Origin of the sequence: Microbacterium sp. W4I4, assembly GCF_030816235.1 — a bacterium.
Taxonomy (GTDB): Bacteria; Actinomycetota; Actinomycetes; order Actinomycetales; family Microbacteriaceae; genus Microbacterium.
On sequence record NZ_JAUSXT010000001.1, the window covers coordinates 3300566 to 3321783 of the forward strand.

Genomic DNA, 21218 nt, shown 5'->3' on the forward strand with positions numbered 1-21218 from the left:
TCATGTCCTCTTCCGTGCTGCACTCGCCGCCGCGCCCGTCGCCTCCTCCTCGGCCGGAGTTGACGCGGGTGCGCGAGTGCCTGATCTCCGGAACCGCGGCGGGCCTGGCCCGGCATCTCGGCGTGCGGGCGTGGCTGGTGCGGGCGATGTTCATCGCACTCACGATGCTGGGCGGCGCGGGGGTGCTGCTCTACGTCTGGTGCTGGGTGTTCACACCGTGGGAACAGGGGGAGTCCGCGCCATCGCGGCGGGCCCCGGTGTCCTGGGTCCTCCTGGCCGTCGGCGGTCTGCTCGAGCTGATCGTGCTGCCGCAGCTGAACACCGGATACATTCTCAGCCTCCCCCTGTCTGACATGTACGCCATCGGCGACGGGCCGGTGATCTACGACCTGGGCATGCTGCTGATCGCGGTGGCACTGCTGGTCGGTGCGGCGCTGTGGGCAGACCTCATCGACCGGAGCGACCCGGCCCGCGGCCCGCGGCACGCGGCCGTGGTGCGGGGGATCGCCGTCGCGCTGATCCTCGTTCTGGTCGTCGTGATGCTGATGCGCTCGGTGAACCCGGTCCTGCTGCTCGCACCGTTCGCGGGCCTGCTGGCGATGTTCGCCTCGTCGCTCATCCACCGCTGGCGGGAGCTCTCGGGGGAGCGCATCCGCCGCATCCGCGAAGAACAGCGCAGCGAGATGGCCGCGCACCTGCACGATTCGGTGCTGCAGACCCTGGCTCTCATCCAGAACCGTGCGGGTGCCTCGAGCGAGGCCGCGCGTCTCGCCCGCGCCCAGGAACGCGAACTGCGGGCGTGGCTCTACGACGGTGATGCGCCGGCCGACAGCGACCTGGCCACCGATCTGCGCGACTACGCGGGTGCACTTGAGCTCGACTACCCCGTGCGCATCGATGTCGTCTCGGCAGGGCTGTCGACCGAACGCGCCAGCGGCGAGCTGGCGGCCGCCGCCCGCGAGGCGATGCTGAACGCGGCCCGGCACGCCGGTGGCGAGATCTCGGTCTACATCGAAGGATCCGTGACGGGCGTCGACGTGTTCATCCGCGATCGGGGATCGGGCTTCGCCCTCGACGACGTGCCCGCCGACCGGTTGGGCGTGCGGCAGTCGATCATCGGACGGATGCGTCGCGTCGGCGGATCTGCGCGGGTGCGCAGCGACGAGGGCGGAACCGAGGTGCACCTGCAGATCGTGGGCACGCACGCGAGGGCGACGGAGGACGCATGAGCGACAGCATCCGTGTGGTGATCGTCGACGACCACTCGATCTTCCGCTCCGGACTGCGCGCCGATCTCGACGGCTCTGTCGAGGTGGTCGGCGAGGCTGCCGACGTGCCTGCGGCGATCGCGGTCATTCGCGAGACCGCGCCGGATGTGGTGCTGCTGGACGTGCATCTGCCCGGCGGCCCTTCGTCAGGCTCAGGGACCCAGCTGCCCGAGGCGACCGGGGGTGAGTCCGTGATCCGCGGCAGCGCCCCGACATCGACGCGCTTTCTCGCGCTGAGTGTGTCGGATGCCGCGGAGGATGTCGTCCGCGTCATCCGTGCGGGTGCTCGCGGCTACATCACGAAGGGCTCGTCCGGCATCGAGGTCTCCCAGGCCGTGCGCGCGGTGGCGGACGGGGACGCCGTGTTCTCGCCGCGCCTCGCAGGATTCGTGCTCGACGCTTTCGGTGCGGTCGCAGGCGAGACCGCGGCGGTGGATGACGAGCTCGACCGGCTGTCGGCCCGCGAGCAGGAGGTGATGCGTCTGATCGCCCGCGGCTACGCCTACAAAGAGGTCGCAGCCGAACTGTTCATCTCGATCAAGACCGTCGAGACGCACGTGTCGGCGGTGCTGCGCAAGCTTCAGCTGTCCTCACGTCACGAGCTGACCGTCTGGGCCTCCGAGCGGCGGCTGCTCTAGAAGTCGGGTGTGCGGGTGACCAGGGGGAAAGCGGTCGGCGGCGTTCGTTCGGAGGACGGGCCGTCGAGCGTGCGCGCCGACATCCAGGGCCTTCGCGCCGTGGCCGTGGCGCTGGTGGTCCTCTTCCACCTGTCCGCGCGGACGCTCCCCGGCGGGTACGTCGGCGTCGACGTGTTCTTCGTCATCAGCGGCTACCTGATCACCGGTCACCTGCTCCGTGAGGTGAACCGCACGGGGACGGTGCGACTGGCGCGGTTCTGGGCGCGTCGCGCCCGTCGGCTCCTGCCCGCCTCCTTCACGGTCCTCGCCGTCTCGTGGCTCGTCGTGTGGCTCGTGCTTCCGGTCACGGCGCGCCATCAGAACTTCACCGAGATCGGCTTCGCAGCCGGCTATGCGCTCAACTGGCGCCTGGCGGCCATGTCGGTCGACTATCTCGGAGCCGAGAACGCGCCGAGCGTCGTGCAGCATTTCTGGTCGCTCTCCGTGGAGGAGCAGTTCTACCTCGTCTGGCCGCTGCTCGTGCTGCTCGCCATCGCCGTGTCCGTGAGGCTGAGGCGGGGGCGCGTGACGCGGCGGGGATTGATCGCGACAACCCTCGGCGTGGTCTTCCTCGCATCGCTCGCCCACTCCATCATCGCGACGTCGATCTCGCAACCAGAGGCCTACTTCGCCACGACCACGCGCGCCTGGGAGTTCGCGGCCGGAGGGCTGCTGTGCTTCCCCCCGGCGTCGCGTCTGTCACCGCTCTGGCGCGCCGCGCTCAGCTGGGCTGCGGTCGCGGTGCTCATCGCCGTCGCCGTGACCTACTCGGGGAAGACGGACTTCCCCGGTTCCGCGGCACTGCTGCCGGTGGTCGCCTCTGCCGCACTCATCCGCGCGGGCGGTGACGACGGATGCCGATGGGCACCGCAGCGGATGCTGGGCTCTCGACCCCTGCGCTTCCTGGGCGACACGTCGTATGCGATCTATCTCTGGCACTGGCCGGCGATCATCGTGGCGACATCGCTTTCCGGTGGGCCCCTCACCGTGCCCGCGGCGGTGATCGTGGTGGTCGTGACGATCGTGCTCGCCGCCCTGACGAAGCGGTACATCGAAGACCCGGTGCGTCGCGCTCCCGGCATCCTGAGCCGGCCCGCGCCGACTCTCGTCCTGACCGCAGCCGGGGTCGCGATCCTGCTCGCGCTGACCGTGGTCCCGTTGCGGGCCGCGCACGCGCACGCCGAGGCGTACGAGCATCGTGTCGCCACGCAGATCGCCGACACCGACGGGTGCTTCGGCGCCTACGCCCTCATGAACGGATGCGCGCATCCGTTCTCTGCGCAGGGCACCGACCCCCTCGCGACCCAGGTCGGCTACCTGTCGCGCATGCCGGACCCGAAGCATTGCACAGCGGAAGACGTGGCGGGGCGGCAGGAGGTGCGCTGCCACGTCGAGGGCGACGGGCCGCGGGTGGCGTTCATCGGCGATTCGCACGCGGAGCACCTCGTCGAGCCGATGCTGCTGGTCGCCGAGCGCGACGGCTGGGATCTCGTCGTGCGCACCAGGGGTGGATGCTCGGCGTTGGAGGACCCGGACGACATCGGCGGCGCCGGGCACAGTCGTCGCTGTGAGGCGTGGGGTCGCGAGGTGCACGAGGAGCTTCTCGCGGACGACCGCATCGATGCCGTGGTGTTCAGCCTGCGTCCGACGACGAAGAAGCCGTCCACGGCGTTCGCGTCCGACAGGATGGCTCACCTCATCGCCTCCGGGCGACGCGTCGGCCTGATCAGGGACGTGCCAGGCACCGAAGACGAGAAGGGCGTGGGAGCGCCCGCCCGCACGGGCCCGGAATGTGTCACCGGGTCGCCGGGGCGTGACGACCCGTGCGTCCGTGTCGATGCGGCCGGGCGGGACTGGGCATGGGATGCCGCCGTGCAGGCCGGAGCCACCGTGATCGACACGCACGAGCTGCTGTGTCCGGGCGGCGTCTGTCACGTGGTCATCGGCGGCACGATCGTCTATGGCGACAGCAACCACTTGGCCGTGCCGTTCGCGAAGACGCTCGCGCCGTGGCTTGCGACACGGCTTCGACCGCTGGCGGAGTGAAGTGCGGCGTCAGGCGGCGAGCCAGAGCCCCTTCGGGTCGGTGGCGATCCGCAGGCCGGCGGCGACTGTCTCGTCGTCGCCGATGCGCGCTCCTCGGGCGATGCGCGCTCCGGCGCCGATGTCGGTGCGGACGCCGACGTGCGCGCCGTCGCCGATCACCGCGCCCTGCCCGATGTGGGCGTGGGCGTCGATGTAGGCGTTCTCGCCGATCACGGCATCCGAGTCGACCCAGGCGCCGCGCACGATCCGTGCGCCGGCTCCGATCTTCGCCCCGGGTTCGACATAGGCCCCGGCCTCGATGAGCGCCTTGGGGTTCACCTTCGCGCCGTGCGCGACGAAACCACGACCATTGACGTGCTTGCGGTATCGCAGCGTCTCGCCCCGGTCGTCCTCGATGTCGATGTAGTTCTTACCCACTGTTCCTCCCGTGTCCGGAGACTTCCGGATATAGCTACAACGACGACCGGTGCAAATTCATTCCCCGCAGGGGATGCCGGTCATCGCTGGCAGCTCGGGCACCAGAACGTGACGCGCTCGCGGGTCGGATCGGCGCCCAGTTCGCCGCGGAGGATGGGGGTTCCGCACCGCCGACACGGACGGTTCGCGCGACCGTACACCCAGTCGGTGAAGCCTCGGCGGGCATCGCCCGTGAAGGTTCGGTCGATGCGATCGCGATTCGCGCGGATGGTGCGCGCGCCGAGCGCGAGAAGAGCGTCGACATCGACATCCGGGGTGGGCGTCTCGGGCAGGACACCGCGCAGGAAGAGCAGTTCGGCGGCGTACTCGTTGCCGAAGCCGGCGACGTTGCGCTGGTCCAGCAGTGCGACATGAATGCTGCGGGTGTCGGCGCTGAGCCGGCGCACGGCTTCTGCGGCATCCCAGTCATCGGAGAGCGGATCCGGACCCAGATGCCCGACCAGCTCGCCCTCGTCGCGGGTCGCGACGACGCGGACCTCGGCGATGTCGATGCCCACGGCATCCCTGGCTGCGGTGCCGACGATCGCGCGGACCTTGAACGCCGGATGACGCCACTTCTCGCCCGGCCGGTAGAGGCGCCAGGCGCCGTCCATGCGCAGATGGGAATGCAGGGTCTGATCGCCGATGCGCATGAGGATGTGCTTGCCGCGCGGCACGACCTGATGCACCGTCTGACCGGTGAGATCGACCGTGGCGGCGCCAGGGACACGCAGGTCGAAACGGGTGACGACCTGTCCGCGCAACGCCTCGTCGAGTCGCCGCGTGGCCTGGAAGACGGTGTCGCCCTCAGGCACGAACAGGGCCCTGGGGCTGATCGAGCAGATCGCGGGCCAGGATCGTCGCGCCGGCAACCGCGGTCGGCATGATGAACACGGCGCCGAGCGGCACCATGAAGCACAGCTGCGTCGCGACGCCGAAGCCGAGCAGACGCGAGCGTCGAGCGGCGAAGATCCTGGAGCGGATGTCGCTGGGGACGTCGCGGGCGTTGAGGGCGCGTCCGGTGAGTTCGCGAGCCAGCAGGCGGCCGGTCAGCAGGATGCTGACCACGGTCGCGAGCACCGCGCCGACCACCGGTATGAGGCCGATCAGCAGAGCGAGAATGGCGACGAGCACGCCGAGCGCGACCAGTCGGATGCTCTCGCCGAACGCCACCCGCAGTCCGCCGTCGCCCTCGGGCACCTGTCCGCCGAGGTCGTTCTCCACCGCGCGCCAGATGCGCTGGTAGAACGGGTCGCCGATCAGCAGCGTGAGCGCCGTGAACACCACGCTGGCCAGCACCAGTGCGCCGATCGCGATGACGATGCCCACCGCCGATCTCAGCGCCGTGGCCCAGAACGGATCCCATCCGTCGGCGAACGGGGTCATCCACTCGGTGATGGATCCGAGTGAGAGCAGCAGCGGCAGGAGTGCCGCGATCAAGAGCACCAGAGCGATGAGTCCGGGGATGAGACCGAGGAACATCAGGCCCGGGCGCTTGCGCCAGTATCCGAAGCCGCGGCCGAGGAACCGGATGCCGGTGAAGAACTCGCGGATCACCGGGCGTACCCCGCAGCTGCGTGGCGGCGTGCGGTGGCGGTGACCTCCAGAAGGTCGTCGGACGTCGTCTTCATGCGTTCAGCCAACCACACGGAGGTGCCGAGCAACCAAGCAAATGTCGAGCCACCAGGCGAACGACTGCCATCTGCCTGGTGGGTGGGTGATTGCTTGGTGGGTCGGCGATGTCGCATCTACGGGCGACAGTGGTCAGCTCGCCTTGCGGAGGGCGTAGCCGCGCGGGGTGGGAACGAAGCCGGCCTCCTGCAGTGCGAGGGCGAACGGGGTGCCGTAGACGCCGGCGCCGTTGATCTTCTCCACGGTGAGAGTCTCGAGGCGGCGGGCCCGCGACGTGGCGGCGAGATCGGATGTCGCGGCCCGCAGCGTCGCCGGGTCGTCGTCGAAGGCCAGCACGGTGCGTCCGCCGCGCTCCAGATACAGCACGAGCGCCCCGTCGACGAGCACCACCAACCCGCCGGCTTTGCGGCCAGGACGATGGGAGACTCCCTCGAGGCCGGGCCAGGCGAGCGCCGCCCCGTAGGGGTTCGCGGGGTCGGTTGCGGCGAGCGTGATCGCGTGCCGCGGTGGGGGATCGGTGAGCCCGGCGAACGTGCGCAGCCGGTCGACGGTGGTGGATGCCGCGAACTGTGCGGCCCCGAGCCTCTCGATCACGTAGCCGCGTCGAGCATGACCGGCCTCCTCGAACCCGGCCAGCACCCGATACGCCTGCGCGAACCCGCCTGGTACGCCCTCGGCCTGCACGGAGCCGCGCGTCACGACCCCGTACCGGTCGAGCAGCAGTCCCGCCGTGACGGTCGCGCGTCGCGCGGCATCCGGATCTGCCTCCGGCAGCACGGCCCAGCGTCCGCCGAGGCCGGTCGACGACGGGCGCGCGGCGGTCCGCGCCAGCGAGATCCCGCGATACGTGCGGGTGCGCGGCGCACGCCGGGTCGTCTTGTGCGCCTGCGACCCGCCCGCCAGCAGCGCCCGCACCGGCGAGAACGTGTCGTTGGTGATGTGCCCCTGCCAGGTCAGCGTCCAGAGGGCGTCGAGTACGGACTGCTCGTTCTCGGCATCCGTCATCGCCTTCAGCGCACCGGCGAACGACGCGCCGCTGAGTCGCAGCGAGTCGAGGATCCTCTCCTCCAGGGAGCCCGGTGCCGGCGCCTCCTCCGGGATCGGCAGTGTGAACGGCGCGAGGTCAGTCGGATGCAGCGACACCCAGCCGTCCCGGCCCGGGAGCGCACCATGCCCCGCCCAGACGACCTCGCCGGCTGCAGTGAGCTCGTCCAGCAGCGCGGGCGCATAGTCGCGCACCCGGCCGGGCAGGACCAGCGACTCCCACGCGCTCGCCGGGATCGGCACCCCCGCGAACTGCTCGATGACGCTCAGCACCCCGTCCACACCTTCGAGCGGTCGGGTCAGATGCTGCCAGTCCGGCAGGAACCGCGCGAACGCCTGCGGGCTGACCGGCTCCACGCTGCCCCGGATCGCGGCGAGAGAGCGCATCCGCAGGCGGCGCAGCACCTCGGCGTCGCACCATTCCTTGGACCCGCTCGGGTCCGCGTCGGCTGCCGGCAGGAAGTATCCGCTGGTGAGCCTGCCCGCGGATTCGAGCCGCTGCAGCGTGTGCCTCGCGACCGCCGCGCCGATCCCGAAGCGGGTAGCGACGGCCTCGGTCGTGAAGGGACCGTGGGTGCGGGCATGGCGGGAGACGAGATCGCCGAGCGGATCGGCGACGGGGTTCAGGAACGCGACCGGGATGCCGGTGGGCAGAGCCGCGCCGAGGGCATCGCGCAGCCGCCCGGCGTCCTCGATCACGGCGAACCGGGCGTGCCCGGCGATCGTGACGGGAATCGCCCGCCGCGCGGTGACGAGCTCGGTGAGCAGGGTGGCGGCGTGTTCGGGTGTCGCAGAGGCGGCGGGAGGCGTTTCGTCTCGCTGCGCTCGCTCAACGACCGGAGAAGGTTCCAGGCGCTCGGCGACCTCGGCGGCATCCATCGGCCCGAGCATGCGCAGCAGATCCGCGACCCCTTCGAGGCCTCTCGCCCGACGCTGGATGTCGAGGCGCTGCACCTCGTGCTCGAACTGCGCGATCACGTCGGGGTCGAGCAGCTCGCGCATCTCGACCGTGCCGAGCAGCTCGCCGAGCAGCGCCGGGTCCACCGAGAGCGCCGCGGCCCGCCGCTCGGCGAGAGGCGAGTCGCCCTCGTACATGAACGCGCCGACGTAGCCGAACAGCAGATCGCGAGCATAGGGAGACGGCTGGGCGGGCTCCGTCTCGATCAGGCGGATGCGCCGCTCGGAGACATCCGTGATCAGCCGCCGCAGCGACGGCAGGTCGTAGACGTCCTGCAGCACCTCGCGCAGCGTCTCCAGGATCACGGGGAACGTCGGATGCCGCCGTGCGACCTCCAGCAGCTGGGCGGAGCGCTGGCGCTGCTGCCAGAGCGGAGTGCGCTTGTTCGGGTTCATCCGCGGCATCAGCAGGGCGCGCGCGGCGCTCTCCCGGAACCGGGAGGCGAACAGGGCCGAGCCGCCGACCTCGCTCGTGACGATCTGCTCCAGCTCGTCGGCGTCGAACACGAACAGATCCGCGCCGGGTGGTTCGGCATCGGCATCCGGTATCCGCACGATGATGCCGTCGTCGCTCGCGACGGCGGAGCCCTCCACACCCAGGCGCTCGCGGACGCGCGCGTTCACGGCCAGCGCCCACGGCGCATGCACCTTCATGCCGTACGGGGAATGCAGGATGACGCGCCAGTCTCCGACCTCGTCGTGACCACGCTCGACGGTCAGCGTGCGGTCGGTCGGCAGAGTGCCCGTCGCCTCGCGCTGCTCGGTGAGATAGCCGATCAGGTTGTCGCGAGCCCGTTCGTCCAGGCCCGCGTCGATCAGCCGCTGCTGCGCCTTGGCGGGCGTCGCCGTGGAGACCTCGCGCGAGAACCTGCCCAGCGCCTCGCCCAGCTCGAAGGGTCGGCCGAGTCCGTCGCCGTGCCAGAACGGCACCTTGCCCGGTTGCCCGTAGGCGGGGATCACGTTCACGCGGTCGTGGGTGATCTCGGCGATCCGCCAGCTCGTGGTGCCCAGCGTGAACACGTCGCCGACGCGGGATTCGTAGACCATCTCCTCGTCGAGCTCGCCGACGCGCGCGCCGGTCGTCTCACCGGCGACGAACACGCCGAACAACCCGCGGTCGGGGATGGTCCCGCCGCTGGTGACCGCGATGCGCTGCGCGCCGGGCCGGCCGGTGAGGGTGCCGGCATCCCGATCCCACACGACGCGCGGGCGCAGCTCGGCGAACTCGTCGGACGGGTACTTGCCGGCCAGCAGATCCAGCGTCGCCTCGTACGCCGACCGCGGCAGCGTCTGGAACGGGGCGCTGCGCCGCACCGTCTCGTACCACTCCTCGACCGAGATCGGCTCGAGCGCGCAGGCGGCGACGGTCTGCTGGGCGAGGATGTCGAGCGGATTCCGCGGCACGCTGATCGCCTCGATCTGCCCCTTCAGCATCCGCTCGGCGACGATCGCGGTGTGCAGCACGTCGCCGCGCTGCTTGGGGAACATCGAGGCGCGGCTGATCTCGCCGACCTGGTGCCCCGCGCGGCCGATGCGCTGCAGACCGGATGCCGCGGACGGCGGTGCCTCCACCTGGATGACGAGGTCGACGGCACCCATGTCGATGCCGAGCTCCAGGCTGCTGGTCGCCACCACGCAGCGCAGGATGCCGGACTTCAGCTCTTCTTCGACGATCGCGCGCTGCTCCTTGGAGACCGAGCCGTGGTGCGCCTTCGCGAGCACCGGGTCTGCTCCGGCGGTGGAGCCTGCCTGCGCCGCCCCGACGGCCCCTCCAGACGGCGCATTCGCGCCGCCTGGAGCCTCTGCCGCGGGGGCCCGCGCGGCGGGCGGTCCTGCCGATTCAGGGAGCGCCACCCCGATCCGCTCCGAATAGATCTCGTTGAGTCGGCCGGTGAGCCGCTCCGCCAGTCGACGGGAGTTCGCGAACACGATCGTCGAGCGGTTCTCGAGCACCTTGTCGACGATCGCCTCTTCGACGTGAGGCCAGACCGAGCCGGTCACTTCCGTGTACTCGGCAGGCTCATCCGGGTCGGCCGCCGCAGCGCCCGGCGGCGGGGGAGGGTTGCGCATGTCGTCGATGGGCACGACCACGCCGAGCTCGAACGTCTTCACCGCTCGCGGCGCCACGATGTCGACCGGCGCCGAGCCGCCGAGGAATCGGGCGACCTCGTCGATCGGGCGCACGGTCGCAGACAGGCCGATGCGCTGCGCGGGGTACTCGGCCCCACGCGCCGTCCGCAGTGCATCCAGCCGCTCCAGACTGACGGCGAGGTGCGCGCCGCGCTTGGTCGCCGCGACCGCATGCACCTCGTCGATGATCACCGTGTGCACGTCGCGCAGCGTCTCGCCGGCGCGGCTGGTGAGCATGAGGTACAGCGATTCGGGCGTGGTGATGAGGATGTCCGGAGGCGCGCTCACGAGCTTGCGTCGGTCGCTGGCTGTGGTGTCACCGGAGCGCACCCCGACGGTCACGGACGGCACGGGCAGCCCCAGCCTGCGGGCCGACTGACCGATGCCGATCAGGGGCGAGCGCAGGTTGCGCTCGACGTCGACGCCCAGCGCCTTCAGCGGCGAGATGTAGAGCACGCGGGTGCCGGCTTCTGCTCCCCTGGGTTCCTGAGCCTGTCGAAGGGCCGCCTTCTCGCGGAACGTCCGGTCGATCGCCCACAGGAACGCGGAGAGCGTCTTGCCCGACCCGGTCGGCGCGACGACGAGGGCGTTGCGGCCTGCCGAGATCGCCTCCCAGGCTCCCGCCTGGGCGGGAGTGGGCGCGTCGAATGCCCCGCGGAACCAGTCCTGGGTCGCGGGAGTGAAGCGCTCGAGCACATCCGGCACCTCTCCATCATGCGGCAGGCCGCCGACACCGAGGCCATTCGTGCGGGTCACTCGGGTAGAGCTGCGAGCAAAGCGTCGTGATCGCGGCCACCGTAGTAGACGCCATGGACCTGGATGGATGTGGGAGCTATCGCGAAGGCGATGATGACTCGACGGCGGAAACCGACTGTGCGCAACGTTGGGCGTATGTCTTCGCGGCTGATTCCGATGTATGGGTGGCGGGCCAAGCCGTCGCAGAAGTCGAGAATGTCCGTGACGAAAGCTTCCGCCCGGTCCGGGAATCCAGACTGCTCGGCTATCCACCCATACAGCTCGGTCAGTTGCTGTCGGGCCTCGGGTGAGTAGAGGACCTCGTAGCTCACGAGTCGGTGATGGCCGTTCGTGACCGATGCGCTTCCGAAAGATGGGCACGCATCTCAGCGGCGCTGACTGCTCGTGACGGATCAGCCTGAAGTGCGTCGTACGAGACTGCGACTTCGTCCTGCAGCCACATGTCGACAGCTGCTTCGCGGGCGAAAAGTGCACGTAACCCGTCACGTACGACTTCGCTTTCGCTTGCGTACTCGCCGGACGCCACGCGTTCCCGTAGCGCCGCCGCCATTTCTTTCGGGAGGGTGATGCTGAGCTGTTTGGTGGTGCGCATGCAGAACCTCGATTCAGTAGGATTCAATCCTACTCGGCGGGCCGACATCCGGTGCTCGCGATAGCGTGACGGGATGGATGATGCCGAATTCAGTCGTCTCTACGGCGAATGGAGGCCGCGAACCCCGGCCGACGTCCGTGACTTCTTCGACGGCTACCCCGGCATCTGGTGGATCGCCGGCGGCTGGTCCCTGCAGGCGTTCACCGGCGTCGAGCGACACCACGAGGACATCGATCCAGGCATCCTGCTTGCACAACTGCCGTTGATGCGCGCGCACGCGCGGGGACGCCTGGACCTCTGGGCGGCGTTCTCGGGCGCGTTGAAGCCGGTGGCATCCGACGATCCCGCCGATCTGCCGGACGGTTGCAACCAGCTCTGGTCCCGGCCCAGTGCCGCCGACCCGTGGGAGTACGACATCCTGCTCGGCCCCGGCGACCCGGACGAGTGGCGGTACCGACGGGACCCCAGCATCCGGATGCCGATGGCCGAGGCGCTCTGGGAGCGCGACGGCATCCGCTACCTGCAGCCAGAGATCCAGCTGCTCTACAAGGCGCGCGGCCTGCGCGAGAAAGACCGGGCAGACTTCGCCGCGACACTGCCGTTCCTCGACGGACGCCGCCGGTCGTGGCTTACGGATGCCCTGGAGCGGACCATCCCCGTGCATCCATGGACACCGTCTCTGCGCTGACTATTGCCGATGTCGGCGCCGATGGCCAGGCTGTACCCATGGCTGAGCACACGACGAACTACCAGAACACCTTCATCGAGGTGTCGGAGGACTGCCCGATCGATCACGGTGCCGAGCCGCCGATCGCCGAGAACGCGTCGATCGCCGCGCTGCACTATCGGCTGATCTCCGAGCGGCCCTACGAGCTCACCTCCGACGACGTGCTCTTCGAGACCTACGCCCTGCGCAAGGGCATCGACACGGACGACGCCCAGGCGAGGGCCGAGTTCTTCTCGAAGGGTCAGGCCTGCCTGCGCTCCTCGCCGCTCGGCAAGCGCTACGGCTGGGGCACGCACCACGATGCGCAGGGTCGGGTCGGGCTGGTGCCGCGCGACTCGAACGAGTACGCGGCACTCGCCGCAGACCCCTCGGTCACCCACACGAGGGCGATGCGCTCCTCGCGCGCCTGAGAGGTCAGCGCCGTTCAGTACTCGTTCGGAATGATGATCCACAGCAGGATGTAGGCCCAGAGCGACAAGCCCGCGAACAGCACGGCGAGTACCGTGACGACCCGGACGGTCGTGGGGCTGATGTCGAATCGCCGCGCGACGGCTGCGCAGACTCCGGCGATGACACGGTCCTGGTGGGAGCGAACGAGAGGGTTCATGCCTCCAGCCTGCCTCACCACGGCATCCCGAACCAGCCGTGCTTCGCGATCACGACCTCTCGCATCGATCCCTCGGGTGAGACCAGCAGCACGACCGAGGTCACCGGAACCGAAAGGCTCGGCAGCACGCCGGGCAGGTAGCGATCGACGATCAGCACGGAGCCTCCATCGGGACCTCGCCGCGCGTGGGTCGTCCCGCCTTCAGCGGGGTTCGTGCCGAGCAGCGCCCCGTCCACCGCGTCGACTACACTGATCGCCCTGGCATCGTCGCGCGCGCTCGCATCGTGCTCGATGACGGCGTAGCCGGAGTCGGTGCCCAGTGCAACCGCCCGCGATTCACCCTCGGGGAACACGTCATCCGCCCACGCCGCATCGGGGCACGCGCCGGCGAGCGGTTCATTGTGGGTCGATTCGGCGACGAACCCCGGCGCGACGAACGCCTCCGTGCCCACAGTGGACGGCGAACCATCCGCACCCGGCCTGCTCAGTCGTTCGCCGGGGGTACCGGGTGCCGACCCGGCGGGCACTCCGAATCCGAGCTCGCCGGCATCGGTGTGCGTCCGCTCGCTGAGGACGGGATCCGGCACCGCGGAGAAGTACGCGTGTCCCATCCTGTCCAGAACGCACTCCCACGTGCTCCGCGTCCGGTCATCCACCACGACTGCAGTCAGGGAGTCGATCGCGATCGCCCGCACGCGCCCGTCGTCCGGTCGGAGCATGATCGCTCGTCGGGAGTCGCTGTAGAAGATCTCGGACTGGAAGACGTCGAGATCCTCAAGCCCATCGATGTCGCCCGAGCGCGCGATGACCGATCCATCCTCGAGATCGACCACGGTCAGCTCGAAGCTGTCGAGCAGGTAAGCGTAATCACGGCCGGCTGCCAGTGTGGTCGCCTCCATGGACCCATTGCCCAGGCTGCGATCCCAGACGCTCGCCCCGGTGTCGACGTCGATCGCCGCGACCCGTGTATCGAGCGCCCCAGGCAGGAAGAAGGGGAGCCCGGAATAGCCGGAATCCACGTATGCGAAGATCACGACGTCGCGGCCGTCGACCTGCGCGAAGGCGAGTCCGGGGCCGACGCGCGCCGCGGTGTTGATCAGCGGTCCGGGTACGACGGCGAACACCGCCACGAACGCGACGACGGCCAGCGAGGCCAGCGCCGTCAGCAGCACCTTCAGGCCCTTCTTCACCATCCGAGGAACCCCCGCTCTCCGATCACGGAGGAGCGGATGCCGTCGGCCGTCGCCACCACGAGAAGACCGCGGTCGGAGTCGTCGTCGGTGAGGATCACGACGTGGCCGCGACCGTCGTCGACGACCGATACCGCCGCATCATCCGCCTCGACCGTGCCGATCAGGCGTCCGCTCGCGAGCTCGCCCATCTGGAAGACATAGCTCGCATCCGATGACTCCGGCTCATAGGTCTGCGACACTGCGAACCCGTACTGCGAGCCGGCGGCATAGCCCGAGGCGGCATCCAGCAGCACATCGCTGTCCCAGCCCTCGGACGCCCAGTCGGCATACACGGTCTTGTCGTCCGGCAGCGGTGCGCTGTAGCTCAGCAGCTCCCAGCTGTCGGGGTAGTAGACGTCACCCGAAGTGTGCTCCTCCGTGTTCAGCACATCGCGCCACCGGGCGTTGACGGCGCTCGACGCGGGCGCCGCGTCCAGAGAATCCAACGGGATGCTCAGGACGGTGCCGTGCTGATCGAGCAGCACGATCTCCTTCGCCTCGGCATCCCAGGCGTATGCATCGAGCGAAGCGATGTAGTCGTCGTCCAGGCCCCGGATCTCGGCATCCTCGGCGACGATCTCACCGGATGCGGCATCCAGCACGGTGAGTCCGTCGTCCGAGCGCACATAGGCATACTCGGAACCCACCGCGAGAGCTTCGGCATTCGGCGACGGATACGCGTTCGACAGCATCGTGTCCCAGATGCGCTCGCCGGTGTCGAGATCGAATGCTTCTGCCTGCACGCTGTGTCCCATCGACTCGACCCGGAAGAGATCGAGGTGCGGGAACGTGTCGGTCTCGTACACGACCACCGCGATATCGCGTCCCTCGACCTCACCGACCGCGACGACACCGGAGACACGCGCGCGGATCGGCCCGGCGGTCGTCTCGATCAGGGTGAGAAAACCCCCGACGAGGAAGATCACCAGGATCGACCAGCCGATGAGCGGCTCCACCCAGGCGCGGCTCTTCTTCTCTGTCTCACGCATGATCATCCTCTGGTGTTCCAGCCGACCACCATGGAGCGTCGGCGTCCCGGATGTTCCGGGTCGTAGTGCAGGAGGAAGGTCTGCCTCTTCGTGACCGAGCGGATGCCGGCTGGCGCCGTCCGCGTGAACCACCGCTGCCTGCCCTCCCGATCGGTGAACGTCATCGTCGGACGGAAGAGGAACCGCTCATTGCGGTAGAGGGTGCGCACCTCGGTCACCGTCGCGGTGGCACTCGCCCCGGCGGACCGGATGCGGGAGTCGTGACGTGCACGCCGTGCGCGAGAGATCGCCAGCAGGTTCGGGGAGCCGTAGACGGCGACACCGCCGATGAGCATCACGAGCGCCCAGAACACCAGGACGAACTCGGGGCCGCCGAGCACGGACGCGAGCAGAGCGCCGGTGCCAGCGCCGGTGAACCAGGCCCCCGGCAGGCGGGGGAGCGAGGAGGACTCCTCGACCTGGCGCCGCTGCGCCGTGTTGAGGTCCGCGAACAGCACCCCGATGCCGGCGAAGATGCTGATGTTGAAGGCGACCATCGACGGCGATGTCGCGGCAGGGTCGCCTTGCAGCATCCGGACCCAGAGCGCAGCCGCAGCGAACGCGATGCCGCCGACGACGCCCCACAGGGCGGTGACGATGATGCGCGCGCCGCGGGCCGTTCCCCAGGGGCGGCGGCTCGGATCGTTCAGGCTCATGTCGCACCTCCTGCCCCGAGACTAGGAAGGCGCAGGTGCTCCCGATCACAGCCTCAGACGAGCGGAGGCGGGGGAGCCCAGGCGGTCGCGAGGGTGCCCCAGATGATCGGGGAGTGGCGCGGATCACCGGTCGCGGTCCATCGGCGACGCTGCTCGCGCTGCCATGCTCCCAGCACTGCGATCGGATCGACCGCTTCGTGTGCCGTGTTCACCGCGATGATCGCTTCGGCAAGCATGCCCTCGGCGCGTTCGGCCAGAGCAGGGACGAAACGGCGCAGCCCTGCCTCCGTCGGCAGCGTCCATCGGGTCGCGGTGACGTACTCCGCACCGCGCGTCGTGAATGCGGCGACCAGTCCGGTCGGCTCGGCGAAGCGCAGGTCGCTTCCGGAATCGCAGGCGATCAGCGCCACCCGGTTCGGTGCGCGCAGAGGTGGCAGCTCGGGTGCGCCGATCGCGATGTCGGCCGCCGAGTACGGCCGGTGTCCGCCGATCGGCGGTGTGAGCCCGGGAGCATCCGCCCGATCGGAGAGGTGCATCCGCGAATCCAGCGCATAGGTCGATGCGGTCACGTGTCCCACGTACAGCAGCCGACCGGCATCCGTCACCGCGTCGGCCAGGGCCGAACGCCCGATGTCGCGACGCCGGAACGCCGCCTCTGCGGAGCCCGCGAGCGGGCGCACGCGATTTCCAAGGTCCGCGACCATCTCCGCCAGCGGCGACTCTGCGGCCACCGGGCCGAGCACGCTGCCCAGCGCGCTCGCCGCCGGAAATCCGGGAACCACCGGATCCAGCACGGCCGCGACCGTCGACTCCGGATGCCACGGCGAAACCACTCGCGCCGGGTCATTGCGCAGGGACGCGGGCAGCAGAACGGAGGCGTCGACCATGTCGATGCCGCGCTCGCCGCCGGAGGTGCTCATCAGCTCCCACGGCAGCTGGGCGGTGGAGGGCGAGAGCTGGATGCGCAGGTGCGGGCGACGCCCGGCGACCTCGAGGGCGTTCAGCTCCAGCGCCAGCCACTGCGGGACGAGGGCGGACGTGAGTATCTCCGCCAGGTGCTGCTCGCGCTCCAGGTCGAGCATCGCCCCATCACTCAGCGCCCGACGGAGCGCCTGCTCTCCGCTCTCGCCGGCAAGGGGTGTGGGCAGAGCCTGTGCGAGGGCATCGAGAGCCGGAGCGACCAGCGACCGCTCGATCACGGTCATCCGCGGAGAATCGAGCTGATGGTCCCAGATCCAGTTGACGAAGAGATCATCGCCGTCGACGTACCGCAGGCGCGCGACCGGCTGGGCGCCGTCCGGAAGATCGGCGAGAACGATGTCGGGGTCGAACCGCGGTGCCGGCGCGAGCGGACCGAGATGCTTCATCTCGCGCCAGTTCTTCGGCGATCGCCACTTCACCATGCGGCCACCACCGTCTCGGATCGCACGGTGACGCCGTATTCCGCCTCCGCGATGCCGATCCACTTCTCCAGCGCCGGCGCTGTGCCGGGAATCGGCATCACCCGCGGCGGCGCGGCGAACCGGTAGGGCAGGGCTGTCGCCTCGGTGATGAATCCGGATGCCGCGGCCGGCAGCAGCGCGCCGGACTCGGGTGCGGATGCGGGGAGCATCTCGGCGACCGGTGCGAACGGCGCAGCATCCGGAGTCGTCTCAGCCGCCTCAGTCGTCTCAGCCGCCTGCGCCTCGAGCGCCTCGGTATGCAGGGTCGCGGACGCTGCGGCGTTCTCGATCAGGGCGAACAGCACCTCTCCGTCGCCGAGGGTGACTGCCAGACGGAACGCCAGTTCGCGGGCAGGAGCCGACACCTGCAGACTCCAGCGTTCCCGGATCGGCCCCGGTGCGAAGTCGGCGCGCAGCGCCTCGGTCGCCAGCAGCACGGGGATCGCCAGGTCCAGCCCGCGCTGCAGCCGTTGCGTCCGCTTGCCAGGCAGTGGGGTGAAACTCGCCCATTCCGCCTGCATCTCCGCACGCCGCAGGTCCACCCGGCAACGCTCGTGCGCCGAACGCGACAGTTCGCGGGCGGCGAGGTAGGCCTCATCAGCCAGCACGAACTTGCCGCGCTTCGACTCGGCATCGCCGAGGAAGCCGTACGCCTCGCGACGATCGTGGACGGCGCCGTCGGTACCGAGGTCGGCGATGAGCATCCGCAGCACCTTCGCCGCCAGCACGGGGTTCCCTGTCTGCAGGTAGTTCGCGGCGACCCCCATGCGACTCGCGATCTCACGCGTGACGAGATCGCCTTCGCGGGCGAGCGCGACGGCCTGCCGGAACAGATCGTCGGCCTGCGCATGGTCGCCCTGCCGCATGGCGCTGCGCGCCCTGTTCTCCATGGTGATCTGTCGGGTGACGATGCTGCCGGCCGGATCCTGGACGGTGCCGGCCAACGCGATGAACTCCTGCGCCGCAGCCATGTCTCCGGTGTGCTGCGCGATCGCGCCGAGGGTGAGATAGGGGTGCGCCGCGAGAGTCGGGTCGACGCGGGCGGCCAGATCGAGGGCGCGCCGGGCTTCCGCCTCGGCATCCTGCATTCGACCGGTGAGGAGCAGCAGCGAGGCGCGGACATTGTGCGCCTGAAAGCGCATCAGCTCGGCCTGACCGATGTCGTCATGGGCGTCGAGGAGTGCCAGGGCCTCGTCGATCTGCGCGCCCGCCTCCTCGAATCGATCGCTCTGCACGAGGATCTGAGTGCGCGAGACCATGGCGTTCGCAACGACCGTGCGGGTACCGCGCGCATCACCCGCCTCGTCGATGATCCCCGCGTTGATGGCGAGTGATTCGTCGACGAGTCGCAGCGCCTCCGTGAGTTCCGCACGGTAGTCGTGGGCGCCGGACAGATTGAGCAGCGCCCGGGCGCGCAGATCCCTGGCCTCGATCTGCGTGCTGCCCTCGGTGAGCGAGATCGCCTCGCGGAGCATCCGCACGCCCTCGTCGACCCTGCCCTGGCCCAGAGCCTGCGCCCCGTCGTTGTTGAGATCGCGCACCGGAATCCACGCCTCGCTGGTCGGCACCCGTCCGCGGATGTGACGCGCGTCGTCGCCGTCCGTCATTCGCCGGCCATCCGCTCCGCGATGCTCGCCGCGGGGTCGGCGAGGCGGCGTACCGCGTGGGCGCGCACCGCGTCGCGATCTGCCTCGATCTCGGCAGGCCCAGGGGTCGGGGCGAGCACCGGGTCGCGCACCCAGAGGATGCGCTGGTCGAGCGGGAGGAGAGCGACGGATGCCACGACCGGGATGCTGCCCGTGAACGCGTCACCGTCGCCGCGCAGCGGGAGATCGATCCGGAGGGACTCCGGCCCGAAACGTGCCCGGAGCCGGGCTGGGGCGCCGGGCACGCCGACGCCGGGGACCGCGACGACGGTGACCTGCAGATGTGGCACGCCGTCCACATGTCGCAGCGACCACTGCGCGTCACTGTCGGCGGCCACGGTCTGCGCAGGCACGTCGGACCAGCGGACAGGTGCGGTCCCGTGCCCGATCTCGATGCCTGCACCGACCGGTATGCGAGCGCCGGCGGCGAGCGCCCAGTCCTGGGAGGCGGCGGATGCCGCGGGGCGCAACTCGACGGCGTGATCCTCAGCCAGCTCAGCCAGAGCGTGGAGCAGTGCGGCGGCCTCGGCGCGAAGAGCCTGGGGCACCGCGGCGAGAGCCGTGGCCGCGTCCGCCGCGTCTCGAAGTGCGCGTTCGACAGCATCCTCGTCGTCGAGCAGATGCTCCACCGCGTGCACGGCGACAGCGATCTCGGCGGCGAGCACCGGAACGCTCAGCGCCGGGGTGCGGATGCCGGCCGGCCACCAGTCGCGGGCCCAGGTCAGCACGGCCAGATGGTGGGTGGCATCGACGAGCCCGGCATGGTCCGGCAGCGGCAGCGCGATGTCATCGCCGACATCGATGGCCGCGGCGATGTCGTGGCCGTAGATGTCGGCGAGCCAGCCCGCCGCCTCCACCGGACTGTGGATCTCCGCATCGGGGAAACGTGCGTCAGAGGCGGCGTCCCAGTGGAGCAGCGCTCCGCGCGCCTCGATCATCGCGGTGCGGATGACGGTGGATTCAGCGTCCGACCGGGAGTGCGAGAGGCTCGCCGTGCCGTCATGGATGCGGATCCGGATGCTCATGCCGCGCCCTCCGTGTCGCGCGCGAGCGCGAGCTTCAATCGATGTCGCTGGTCCATCACGACCGAGCGGAGGATGCCGTCGAGCGTGTCCCACAGCTCGCTCGCCGGTGTCGGCAGGTCGCGCAGCTCTCGCCCGTGCATCCGCACCCACAACCGGCGCAGATATCCCTGACGCACGGTGTGCACGTCCGCACGGATCGCCTCGGGAACACCGCTGAGGTCGGCGGGAAGGCGCCGCACTCGCCGCACGTACGCCTCGCGGTCCCACCGCCCGCGCAGCAGCCGATGCGCGTTCGTCGGCCGCAGCAGCGCGACCGGCTCCAGCGCGTGAGCAGCCTCGGCACCCAGCATCATGACCGCACGACTCCGCTCGTCGGCGAGCTCCCATCCCTGTGCGGTGCGGGCGATCTCGTCTGCCAGCACCTCTGCGGCATCGAGATCGGTCGCAGCCGTGCTGCCGGAGAGGGCGGCGAACAGCCGTTCATAGACCGAGCGGTCGAAGGGGAGGGGCAGGCTGCGCTTGGATGCGGTGGTTCCCAGCTCCGGCATCCCCGGGCGTACGAGCGTGGTCAGACCGAGCACGCGCGCGGCATCGGGGGATTCCAGAGCGGATGCCGCGGCGCTGCCCGCACACGTCGCGACGAGAGCCTCGAGATCAGGAGTCGCTTCCGTGCCGCAGGCGTTCAAGGCGTCGAAGACGAGTGCGGCAGCATCCGAAGTCGTGTTCTGCGGGAGCCCCCGCGAGCGCCAGGCGGCGAGGATCTCGCTGTGCAGCCGATCGGCTTCGTCCGCATCCTGCACGAGTTCGCGGATGCGTGTCATGACGTTCTCGCCGCTGGACTGCGCGATCTCCTGCACCGTGTCGGCGGCGGTCCGCTCGGCTGTCGCGGGGGTCGGCACGCCGTGCAGGCGAGCGAGCTCGAAGCAGCGCTGGAAGTACTTCTCCTGCGGGTTGCCGTCGCTGATGCGCAGCGCGCGACGGGCTGACTTCAGGGCGACGAACCACTGAGCGGTGGCAGTGAGCGCACCGCCCTCGTCCGCGATGCGCCCGACGAGTTCGGATGCGGCATCCGGAGTCAGCGACAGACCGGCCAGATGCGGGTTCTGCACCGGACGGATCACCAGCGGGTCGAGGATCAGCTTGATCGTGCGTGCGAGGGGCCGCCCCGAGCCGTTGCTGAGGACCTCCACCCCTGCACCGAGAGCCGCCCACCCCTGGGCGATCGCCACCGCACGCGGGACGGTGGCGATCGCAGAGGTGAGGTCAGCGCCGCTCGTGGTCGAAGCCATGATCACCC

Annotated in this window: 19 protein-coding genes; 5 read left to right on the forward strand and 14 right to left on the reverse strand. The window is 69.9% G+C overall.

Going from position 1 to position 21218, the window contains the following annotated elements; translation table 11 throughout:
• The first annotated feature begins 2 nt into the window (after nucleotides 1-2).
• Genes QF046_RS15575 through QF046_RS15585 form a run of 3 tightly spaced genes read left to right on the forward strand, consistent with a single transcriptional unit; the run spans nucleotide 3 to nucleotide 3991 of the window.
• The gene (locus QF046_RS15575) at nucleotides 3-1229 is read left to right on the forward strand and encodes an ATP-binding protein (RefSeq protein WP_307371544.1); all 1227 of its coding nucleotides are present in this window, start codon (nucleotides 3-5) and stop codon (nucleotides 1227-1229) included.
• Entirely contained in the window at nucleotides 1226-1906 is a 681-nt protein-coding gene (locus QF046_RS15580) for a response regulator transcription factor (RefSeq protein ID WP_307371546.1), read from the forward strand. Before QF046_RS15575 ends, QF046_RS15580 begins: the two co-directional genes overlap by 4 nt.
• A 15-nt stretch (nucleotides 1907-1921) precedes the next feature.
• The gene (locus tag QF046_RS15585; protein WP_307371547.1) at nucleotides 1922-3991 is read left to right on the forward strand and encodes an acyltransferase family protein; all 2070 of its coding nucleotides are present in this window, start codon (nucleotides 1922-1924) and stop codon (nucleotides 3989-3991) included.
• A 9-nt stretch (nucleotides 3992-4000) separates the two neighbouring features.
• Here QF046_RS15585 and QF046_RS15590 read toward each other — a convergent pair whose 3' ends face one another.
• The 6 genes from QF046_RS15590 to QF046_RS15615 form a co-directional block, all read right to left on the reverse strand.
• On the reverse strand, nucleotides 4001-4408 hold the full coding sequence (locus tag QF046_RS15590; protein WP_307371549.1) for a transferase: 408 nt from the start codon (nucleotides 4406-4408) through the stop codon (nucleotides 4001-4003).
• A gap of 80 nt (nucleotides 4409-4488) precedes the next feature.
• Nucleotides 4489-5262, reverse strand: a complete 774-nt coding sequence (locus tag QF046_RS15595) for a DNA-formamidopyrimidine glycosylase family protein (RefSeq protein ID WP_307371550.1) — start codon at nucleotides 5260-5262, stop codon at nucleotides 4489-4491.
• On the reverse strand, nucleotides 5255-6004 hold the full coding sequence (locus QF046_RS15600; RefSeq protein ID WP_307371552.1) for an EI24 domain-containing protein: 750 nt from the start codon (nucleotides 6002-6004) through the stop codon (nucleotides 5255-5257). Before QF046_RS15600 ends, QF046_RS15595 begins: the two co-directional genes overlap by 8 nt.
• Nucleotides 6005-6211: 207 nt before the next feature.
• Nucleotides 6212-10915 carry an ATP-dependent helicase gene (locus QF046_RS15605; RefSeq protein ID WP_307372878.1) on the reverse strand — a complete coding sequence of 1568 codons (4704 nt, stop codon included), beginning with the start codon at nucleotides 10913-10915 and terminating at the stop codon, nucleotides 6212-6214.
• 47 nt (nucleotides 10916-10962) lie between these two features.
• Nucleotides 10963-11277, reverse strand: a complete 315-nt coding sequence (locus QF046_RS18330) for a type II toxin-antitoxin system RelE/ParE family toxin (protein WP_373425737.1) — start codon at nucleotides 11275-11277, stop codon at nucleotides 10963-10965.
• Complete coding sequence (locus QF046_RS15615; protein ID WP_307371555.1) at nucleotides 11274-11558, reverse strand: type II toxin-antitoxin system ParD family antitoxin; 285 nt, start codon at nucleotides 11556-11558, stop codon at nucleotides 11274-11276. The genes QF046_RS18330 and QF046_RS15615 overlap by 4 nt, the downstream gene beginning before the upstream one ends.
• 73 nt (nucleotides 11559-11631) lie before the next feature.
• Between QF046_RS15615 and QF046_RS15620 the strand changes: the two genes are divergently transcribed.
• A complete protein-coding gene (locus QF046_RS15620) occupies nucleotides 11632-12246 on the forward strand; it encodes a hypothetical protein (RefSeq protein ID WP_307371557.1) in 615 nt (204 codons plus the stop codon).
• A 38-nt stretch (nucleotides 12247-12284) separates the two neighbouring features.
• Complete coding sequence (locus QF046_RS15625; RefSeq protein ID WP_307371560.1) at nucleotides 12285-12695, forward strand: DUF6157 family protein; 411 nt, start codon at nucleotides 12285-12287, stop codon at nucleotides 12693-12695.
• A 14-nt stretch (nucleotides 12696-12709) separates the two neighbouring features.
• Here the strand turns inward: QF046_RS15625 and QF046_RS15630 are convergent, their stop codons facing one another.
• The 8 genes from QF046_RS15630 to QF046_RS15665 are packed head-to-tail and all read right to left on the reverse strand — an operon-like array spanning nucleotide 12710 to nucleotide 21210.
• Complete coding sequence (locus QF046_RS15630) at nucleotides 12710-12892, reverse strand: PspC domain-containing protein (protein ID WP_307371562.1); 183 nt, start codon at nucleotides 12890-12892, stop codon at nucleotides 12710-12712.
• Nucleotides 12893-12906: 14 nt separating this feature from the next.
• Nucleotides 12907-14085, reverse strand: a complete 1179-nt coding sequence (locus QF046_RS15635) for a PA2928 family protein (protein WP_307371564.1) — start codon at nucleotides 14083-14085, stop codon at nucleotides 12907-12909.
• On the reverse strand, nucleotides 14079-15113 hold the full coding sequence (locus QF046_RS15640) for a PA2928 family protein (protein ID WP_307371565.1): 1035 nt from the start codon (nucleotides 15111-15113) through the stop codon (nucleotides 14079-14081). Before QF046_RS15640 ends, QF046_RS15635 begins: the two co-directional genes overlap by 7 nt.
• A 2-nt stretch (nucleotides 15114-15115) precedes the next feature.
• Nucleotides 15116-15808 (reverse strand): hypothetical protein, encoded by a 693-nt coding sequence (locus QF046_RS15645; RefSeq protein ID WP_307371566.1) that lies wholly within the window; start codon nucleotides 15806-15808, stop codon nucleotides 15116-15118.
• A gap of 53 nt (nucleotides 15809-15861) precedes the next feature.
• Nucleotides 15862-17211, reverse strand: coding sequence for a CHAT domain-containing protein (locus tag QF046_RS15650; protein ID WP_307371568.1), 1350 nt, complete (start codon nucleotides 17209-17211; stop codon nucleotides 15862-15864).
• Nucleotides 17205-18857, reverse strand: coding sequence for a hypothetical protein (locus QF046_RS15655; RefSeq protein WP_307371570.1), 1653 nt, complete (start codon nucleotides 18855-18857; stop codon nucleotides 17205-17207). The genes QF046_RS15650 and QF046_RS15655 overlap by 7 nt, the downstream gene beginning before the upstream one ends.
• Nucleotides 18854-19921, reverse strand: coding sequence for a hypothetical protein (locus QF046_RS15660; RefSeq protein ID WP_307371572.1), 1068 nt, complete (start codon nucleotides 19919-19921; stop codon nucleotides 18854-18856). The genes QF046_RS15655 and QF046_RS15660 overlap by 4 nt, the downstream gene beginning before the upstream one ends.
• Nucleotides 19918-21210, reverse strand: a complete 1293-nt coding sequence (locus tag QF046_RS15665) for a hypothetical protein (protein WP_307371574.1) — start codon at nucleotides 21208-21210, stop codon at nucleotides 19918-19920. The genes QF046_RS15660 and QF046_RS15665 overlap by 4 nt, the downstream gene beginning before the upstream one ends.
• Between the last annotated feature and the right edge of the window lie 8 nt (nucleotides 21211-21218).